We start from the raw sequence: 1,330 nt of genomic DNA, 5'->3' as shown, positions 1-1,330 counted from the left end.
GACCACGATGTCGTCCTGCCCGGCGTACCGGGACAGCAGCACCTTGAACGCCGACAGCACGGCCATGAACATCGACGTGCCCGAGGCCTGCGCCAGCGTCCGCAGCCTCTCGACCACCTCCGCCGGCACCGTGAACCCGATCGCCGCGCCCTCGGACGAGCGCACCGCCGGCCGCGGCCGATCGGCGGGCAGCTCCAGCGTCGGTGCCTCGCCGAGCTTGTCCCGCCAGTAGCCGAGCTGTCCCTCGAGGACCTCGCCGGTCAGCCACCGCCGCTGCCACACCGCGAAGTCCGCGTATTGCACCGGCAACTCGGGTGCTGCTCCCCCTGCGTAGAGGACGTCGAGCTCGCGCTGCACGATCCCCGCCGACCACTCGTCACCCACGACGTGGTGCATCGCCAGCGCCAGCACGTGCTCGTCCTCGGCGATGCGCAGCAGCGTGGCCCGGAACAACGGACCGGCACCCAGATCGAACGGCACCGCGGCATCCGCGTCCAGCCACGCACCCACCTCACCGGCAGCCAGCTCGACCACGGACAGGTCGAACCGCTCCGGCGCCGCATCAATCACCTGCCACGGCACACCGTCGGCGTCCGGGACCAGCCGGGTCCGCAACACCTCATGCCGAGCGATCAGCGACGTCAACGCGCCCGCCAGTGCCTCCACGTCCAGCCCGCCGGACAGGGGAATCGGCATCGGCAGGTTGTACTCGACCGAGTCCGGATCGAGCTGGTGCAGGAACCACAGCCGCTGCTGCGCAAACGACAACGGCAACCGCTCACCGCGCTCCACCGGAACCACCGCAGGCGCCACCACCCCCGACGCCGCCTCAACAACCCCAGCCAGCCCGGCCACCGTCGGCGCATCGAACACTGCCGCCACCGGAACCTCAACCCCGAACAGACTCCGGACCCGCGACACCACCCGCGTCGCCAACAACGAATGCCCACCAAGAGCGAAGAAGTTGTCGACCGCCCCGACCCGGTCCACGCCGAGCAGCTCGGCCCAGACGCCAGCCAGCACCTCCTGCACCGGCCCCACCGGCGCCACAAACCCCGACACCGGCCGGGACGCAGTCACCGCCGGCAGCGCCGCTCGATCGACTTTCCCGTTGCGGTTCAACGGCAAGGCGGTGAGTTCCATGAACACGGCCGGCACCATGTACTCCGGCAACCGCTGGCCCAGGAACTCCCGCAACCCGGCGGACTCGCCCACCACATACGCGACCAACCGGTCCCCATCCGCCACCACCACCGCAGCGGACACACCCGGGTGTCCGACCAGTGCATGCTCGATCTCGCCTGGTTCGATCCGGAACCCGCGTACCTTG

1 protein-coding gene is annotated in these 1,330 nt (G+C 70.2%); it reads right to left on the bottom strand.

The window, feature by feature from the left end; translation table 11 throughout:
- Positions 1 to 1,296: condensation domain-containing protein (locus tag Dsi01nite_RS56885; RefSeq protein ID WP_275423528.1), on the bottom strand; the 1,296-nt coding region annotated here is incomplete at its 3' end.
- Between the last annotated feature and the right edge of the window lie 34 nt (positions 1,297 to 1,330).

Origin of the sequence: Dactylosporangium siamense, assembly GCF_016862795.1 — a bacterium.
GTDB lineage: Bacteria > Actinomycetota > Actinomycetes > Mycobacteriales > Micromonosporaceae > Dactylosporangium > Dactylosporangium siamense.
This window is presented reverse-complemented; position numbering and strand designations above follow the sequence as displayed.